Below are 6,000 nucleotides of genomic sequence, written 5' to 3'. Positions count from 1 at the left end.
GTGATTTACCCCCATGTGAGAGTAGCACACTGTCCCTTGCCGGCTACGGAGCTCCTATTACACGAAGAAGCCCACTCATTTGAGCGGGCTTTTTTCGTATATGCACAGCATAGCTGCGCTACTCCTATATAGAGAACCTAACCCATCGGGTAAAGTCCGGCTTACAGGGCCTGCATTAGCTCAGTGAAAACAAACCCTCCCTGGTGCAGCCACCAGTCGCGCCATCCATGGCGCGCCGCTTCGGTTGCTGCGAATGTTTGTGGACATTCGGTCAACCTACGCCCAGTGTGGGTCCAACCCCATGTGACAACGTGGTTGGCAGAGTAGCACACTGTCCCTTGCCGGCTACGGCGCTCTCATTGATGAACAAGCCCATGTCAAAAGACAGAGGCTGTTTATTGTGTATAAGAAATGTCGCTGCAGTGAGTGTATGTAGCGAAAGGGTGAGCGCATTTATGAGATATAATTTGCGCGACTGGTTCTGTAATGGTCAACCCAGTCCATCGAGTAGCGGGTTTAATGGATTCGTAAACATCCATGTTGGTTAATGCCAGGGGAGACGCTCTGTACGCCCGTTTGCAATGCCTAACCGGTCCCTGGTGTTGCCGAATTTCTCGCTCAGAAAGCTATTCAATCTGGCTCCGATAATTTATTGTCGTCAGTAGAGTACGACAATCGTTGGGAAGAACGACGGGGACGTGACTAGCGTAGTGCCGATTCATAGGTTTTACCGCATGCCGCATTTGCTTCGCATTACTACTGGGAGTATTGTCTGTCATAGCCTGGCAGGTAACTCCAATGTTTGTCACTGTTCGGGCGAAGCCAATAAGCAGCACCATAGTTTTTATTTTGCTACAATCGATGTTCTTCAAATTTTATTGCCCTGATAATGTACGCAAAAAATCTAAAAGCTTCTGTGCATCGTTACTTGCGAAACCTGGTTGAACTTAGCACCGCATCGACTAAACATTTAACCGACAAACTACGAAACGACCCTGTAAAGGTCAAATTGGTTGCAGTGGCAAAAGATGAAGCGGCCTATCTGCCCGAATGGATAGCACACCATTTATATTTTGGTTTTGATGAAATAGAGATTCATATAAACCGGACTACTGATAACACTTACTCAATTCTGGAGACGTTCAGGTCACTGTCTCAGCTCAGACTAGTGGACGGGGACCCCTTGTTCGAATCTTACCCCGGTAATCCTCAGGTGGGTACATATAAAAAAGTCTTGTCTTCAGCAGCGAAAGACGGCTTTACTCATCTGTGCTTTTTAGATATAGATGAATTCTGGGTTCCACAAAATTTAACGACAACCGTTCAGCAATGTATTACTGAACTAGGAAAGCCGGATGTTATTTCATTTGAATGGTGCAATAAATACGAGCCTGACAACTTGTTCGGCCCTGCATTACAAAACCAATTCAAACTCATCCGGGCGCCCCAGGTTAAATCTATTGTGGATGCTAATGCGCCCCCCTTTAGGGTAAACCCTCACTCTATTGTCAATCCTTACCTGAACTATAAACTTGCAGACGGTAGCACTTTCCAACATATTTCCGAGGGATTTTCACGGGTGGGCGAAGAGCACCTCCATGCGCCCATCAAACCTTATTTTATACTCCATCGCTATTATCGTAGCGAACTCGAATACGTTGCAATGTTGGGCAAAGGTCGACCTAATTTTCCCAGGCAGGGTATTAGTCAGGTTAAAAGTAATCGTAGGGGCTATGCGGATCCGAGTAAAACAGAAAATTTTGCTTTTGCTCAAGATGCATATGATAGGTACCGCAACCACATTGATAAAACCTTGAGCGCGTTATTGGTGCCTGAAGAGTTAACAAAGGCTCAAAATACGGTATCCTGCCGATATCAAAAGGTGCTTGAAATCATCCGTAATAGCGATGCCGATCAGGCACGGGTATTGAAAAAGGTACTGATGCATGTCAGCGATGAAGAAACGGTATCCGCGTACCAGAAATTTAGAAACACGAACAGGTTGTAGATGAATAAATAGTTGTAGAGCAGAAGTTGCAAAATACAATCAACCCGCAGCATCTTTTCAAGTACATCCACATCCCCTAATATGACAGTTGTCTTTTTCCAGAAGGTCTATGTGTGCCAAGTCTAAGCTCCTATCACTCGTTTCACCTTGATACTAACTGCAGTAGCGTGCTTAACATCGAAGATGTTGAGCAGTTGACCGCGGCAGTTGCTTCTAATTCGCAGTTTTATTTATTGGGAGAGGGTAGCAATACGATATTTTTGGAAGATTTCTTCGGTACCGTTATTGTTAATCGTATTGCAGGGATCCAGATGAGGGAATCCAGCGCTTATTATCATCTTCGGGTCGGCGCAGGTGAAAACTGGCATCAGCTTGTAAGTACCGCGTTAAACAACGGTTGGTACGGAATGGAGAATCTGGCGCTGATTCCTGGCTCGGTTGGTGCGTCCCCCATTCAAAATATCGGGGCTTACGGGCTTGAGGTTGGCAATTTTATTGAGTCAGTAGAAATCATCGATCTGATAGATGGCGCGAGTAAAATTCTCACGTATCAAGAATGTCTTTTTGGTTACAGAGACTCTGTCTTTAAAAATGAGTTGGCCGGACGGGTGGTTGTTACTCACGTCAACTTTGTACTTCCTAAAAAAAATACTTTGGTTACCAGCTACGGTGAATTAGCAAGACTCAGCGCTCCCAGCCCTCGTAAAATTTTTGATGAGGTGATTCGGATTCGCCAGGAAAAACTACCTGATCCAAACGTCACGGGAAATGCGGGCAGCTTTTTCAAAAATCCGGTTATTGCTGCCCACGCTTATCAAACCTTGCAGGTGAGCCATCCCTCTATTCCCGGCTTTAAGATTGATAACGAGAATGTCAAAGTGCCGGCCGCCTGGCTTATTGACCAATGCGGGTTTAAAGGTCGCCGGGTGGGTGACGTTAGCTGCCATCCGAACCAGCCGCTGGTATTAACAAATCAGGGGAAAGCGCGAGGCGAAGATGTTGTCGCCCTCGCCAGAGAGATTATGAACGAGGTGCTAAACACGTTTGACATAACCCTTGAGCCCGAGGTCCGGCTTGTGGGCAAAGAGGGATTAATCACATTATGAAACAAGCATCAAAACTTATTCGCCAGCATATATTGGGTTTGCTTTCTGATGGTCAGTTTCACTCTGGCGAAAAGATCGCACAAGAGATCAATTTGTCACGCACAGCTGTGGCGGGTCATATCAGCCAGCTTGCCGAATGGGGACTCGATGTTTTTAAGGTTAAAGGCAAGGGATATCGTTTGAGTCGGCCGTTTGGCTTACTCAGTGCAGATCTGATTAAAAGGCATATCAAGGACGCCCGGCTTGCATTGGTTCAGGTCGCCCCGGTGCTTGAATCCACCAACTCTGAAATAAAAAGCCGGATAACTAAAAAGCGCGAAGATCTGGCTGATGGTGATGCGGTACTAACTGAGATACAAACTGCTGGCAGAGGCCGTCATGGGAGACAATGGCTGGCTCCGGTTGGCGGCAGCCTGACTTTTTCCATGTATTGGTCTTTCCCTGACGGCTACCAGAGTATGGCTGGTTTATCGTTACTGGTGGGCGTGGCCATCTGCGACGCGCTGCGTCAGTATGGAATTGAAGATGCGCAGGTAAAATGGCCCAACGATATCTATTTGCATGGTAGAAAGCTTGCCGGCGTACTTATTGAAGTTGAAGGGCAAATCGGTGCCACTGCCCATTGTGTTATCGGCGTTGGACTCAACGTCTGCGTTCCTCAGGATCAATATGATGTGGGGCAGCCGCACACCGACCTGACCAGTGTGCTACAGCGTTCGGTCGACCGCAATGAGTTGGCAGCCGTCATAATCGAGTCACTGTGGCACTATCTTGATGAATTTTCGTTGCACGGTTTTGGAAAATTTGTCGCCTACTGGGAGTCTCTGGATTTATACGCAGATAAAAAAGTTGTCCTGCAAATGGGAGAAAAGCGTTTTTCCGGTATTGACCGCGGCGTAGACCCCAGTGGTGCTCTGCTGGTCGAAACACGCGATGGTATAATGCGGTTTCACGGTGGCGAGGTAAGCCTGCGTGGTAACTGAAAGTGAAGTATTACTGGTGGATGCCGGTAATAGCAGTATCAAATATGTAAGCCTGAAAGATATCAATGACAGTATTCACACTGCGGCCTCACCTCAGGCCTGCTTCGATACTCTGAAAAATAGTCAGCCAGCAAAATTTATTTTTTTGTCTAACGTCGGTAAGGCGTCGATTGAAGAGCAATTTCATCACTATTGCGCGCAGAATCAGATACAACTTCGCGTAATAGAAACTGAAAAACATCGCTTTTCTCTAACCAATGCCTATTCCGATGTGACAAAGATGGGGGTTGATCGCTGGCTGGCGATGCTGGCCGCTCATACAATGACCGATCGGGCATTTGCCGTCATTGATGTTGGAACTGCGATTACCTGCGATTTTGTAGCGGACGGTCAACATTTAGGCGGTTGGATTACACCGGGTTATGGCTTGATGAAAGATGCGTTGGTTAAAAACACCGCAAAGGTGATAGCCGATAATCAGATCCCGACAGATTTTGGCATCGGGCAGTCAACCCAGGATTGCGTGGCGATGGGTTGTCAGGCGGCCGTACATGGTGTTTATTTAAGCGCTGTTGACTATTTGTCGAGCAAACACGACGAATTTTCAATAATTATCGGGGGTGGGGGCAAAAATATGCTTGCATTCGCTCAGTTCGATGGTAGCATCCTCGTCGCGAATTTGGTGGTGCATGGCCTTGCCCGCTATGCCAGAAGGGAACTTCAGGCGTTGCTTTTCTGATAGTTGTTAGCGATTTCAGCAGTCAGAAAAAAATTGAAAGAAATTTCAAAAAGGCTATTGCACTGAGTAAGTGATTACTCTAGAATGCGCACCCACTTGATGCAGTGCCGACTTAGCTCAGTTGGTAGAGCAACTGACTTGTAATCAGTAGGTCGCCAGTTCGACTCCGGCAGTCGGCACCATCAATCTCAGGAGGGGTACCCAAGCGGTCAACGGGAGCAGACTGTAAATCTGCCGGCTCAGCCTTCGCAGGTTCGAATCCTGCCCCCTCCACCACTTTTCTATGAGGTGGCCAGAGAATTAGGATCGCGGGCATCGTATAATGGCTATTACCTCAGCCTTCCAAGCTGATGATGCGGGTTCGATTCCCGCTGCCCGCTCCAATTAAGTGTGCTGATATAGCTCAGTTGGTAGAGCGCACCCTTGGTAAGGGTGAGGTCGGCAGTTCAAATCTGCCTATCAGCACCATTCTTCTCCCCAGCTCATATTTTAAATATTTAGAATCTGAAGTTTTTAAGTAACTTTGCTGGGATAATAGAAAATGGCAAAAGAAAAGTTTGAACGTTCCAAGCCCCACTTAAACGTGGGTACTATCGGCCACGTTGACCACGGTAAAACAACCCTTACTGCAGCAATCACAACGGTTCTTGCAAAGGCACACGGTGGTTCAGCTCAGGCATTCGACATGATCGATAATGCGCCTGAAGAAAAAGCACGTGGTATCACCATTTCTACATCACACGTAGAATACGACACACCATCACGTCACTATGCGCACGTTGACTGTCCTGGACACGCTGATTATGTCAAAAACATGATCACTGGTGCAGCACAGATGGACGGAGCGATTTTGGTTGTAGCAGCGACTGATGGCCCTATGCCACAGACTCGTGAGCACATCCTGCTGGGTCGTCAGGTTGGTATTCCTCACATCATCGTATTCATGAACAAATGTGACATGGTTGATGACGAAGAGCTGCTTGAGCTGGTAGAAATGGAAGTTCGTGAACTGCTAAATGAATACGAATTCCCAGGTGATGACCTGCCGGTAATCAAAGGTTCTGCTTTGAAGGCGCTGGAAGGCGACGAAGAGTGGGAGAAGCAGATTGTTGAGCTGGGCGAAGCACTGGATTCTTACATTCCAGAGCCAGAGCGTGCCATCGA

The 6,000-nt window shown here is 47.3% G+C and carries 5 protein-coding genes and 4 tRNA genes; all 9 read left to right on the top strand.

Annotated features, from left to right (window positions below; translation table 11 throughout):
• The first annotated feature begins 916 nt into the window (after window positions 1–916).
• Window positions 917–2,008: a glycosyltransferase family 2 protein gene (locus tag F458_RS0118610; RefSeq protein ID WP_169334856.1), complete on the top strand. Its 1,092-nt coding sequence runs from the start codon at window positions 917–919 to the stop codon at window positions 2,006–2,008.
• 113 nt (window positions 2,009–2,121) lie between these two features.
• Window positions 2,122–3,114: a UDP-N-acetylmuramate dehydrogenase gene (murB, locus tag F458_RS0118605; protein WP_026294797.1), complete on the top strand. Its 993-nt coding sequence runs from the start codon at window positions 2,122–2,124 to the stop codon at window positions 3,112–3,114.
• Window positions 3,111–4,097: a bifunctional biotin--[acetyl-CoA-carboxylase] ligase/biotin operon repressor BirA gene (gene birA, locus F458_RS0118600; RefSeq protein WP_018984948.1), complete on the top strand. Its 987-nt coding sequence runs from the start codon at window positions 3,111–3,113 to the stop codon at window positions 4,095–4,097. Before murB ends, birA begins: the two co-directional genes overlap by 4 nt.
• Entirely contained in the window at window positions 4,087–4,836 is a 750-nt protein-coding gene (locus F458_RS0118595; RefSeq protein ID WP_018984947.1) for a type III pantothenate kinase, read from the top strand. Before birA ends, F458_RS0118595 begins: the two co-directional genes overlap by 11 nt.
• Window positions 4,837–4,942: 106 nt before the next feature.
• Window positions 4,943–5,018, top strand: a tRNA-Thr gene (locus F458_RS0118590).
• A 9-nt stretch (window positions 5,019–5,027) separates the two neighbouring features.
• Window positions 5,028–5,112 (top strand) — tRNA-Tyr (locus tag F458_RS0118585).
• 32 nt (window positions 5,113–5,144) lie between these two features.
• Window positions 5,145–5,219, top strand: a tRNA-Gly gene (locus F458_RS0118580).
• A gap of 9 nt (window positions 5,220–5,228) precedes the next feature.
• Window positions 5,229–5,304, top strand: a tRNA-Thr gene (locus tag F458_RS0118575).
• 73 nt (window positions 5,305–5,377) lie between these two features.
• On the top strand, window positions 5,378–6,000 hold a 623-nt coding region (locus F458_RS0118570; protein ID WP_018984247.1), incomplete at its 3' end, for a GTP-binding protein.

The organism is Salinimonas chungwhensis DSM 16280 (assembly GCF_000378185.1).
Lineage (GTDB): Bacteria > Pseudomonadota > Gammaproteobacteria > Enterobacterales > Alteromonadaceae > Alteromonas > Alteromonas chungwhensis.
This window is presented reverse-complemented; position numbering and strand designations above follow the sequence as displayed.

What these genes read in the sequence shown, in the direction of transcription:
- birA (WP_018984948.1), top strand. Translation starts at nt 3,111, where the DNA reads ATGAAACAAGCATCAAAACTTATTCGCCAGCATATATTGGGTTTGCTT.